Origin of the sequence: Burkholderia sp. SIMBA_051 (assembly GCF_046534915.1) — a bacterium.
In the GTDB taxonomy this organism is placed as follows: Bacteria; Pseudomonadota; Gammaproteobacteria; order Burkholderiales; family Burkholderiaceae; genus Burkholderia; species Burkholderia ambifaria.
Map to the genome: position 1 here is coordinate 1 of NZ_JAWRXS010000551.1, position 256 is coordinate 256.

Sequence of the window (256 nt, forward strand, 5' to 3'; positions counted from 1 at the left end):
GCAGTGCGCGCGCGCCTGACCCGCGACGATGGCCTGGGCGAGGGCTTCATCATGGCCTGCGCCCCCGGAGAGGCGCTGCCCCAGGTGCTTTTGCGCGATCCGGCCTATGCAGGTGCGCTCGAAAGCCTGCCGCAACAATGGGCCGAGCAGCTGGCCGCGATCCACGCGATCGCGCCTGCCAGCCTGCCCTCGTCACTGACCTATCGCAGCCCGGCCCAGATGCTGGCCGATCTCGAGGCGCGCTGGCGCGATCTGG

General features: G+C 71.1%; 1 pseudogene. It reads left to right on the forward strand.

The window, feature by feature from the left end:
* Positions 1–256 (forward strand): annotated as a pseudogene (locus tag SB771_RS35675) (phosphotransferase family protein); the annotation flags it as partial.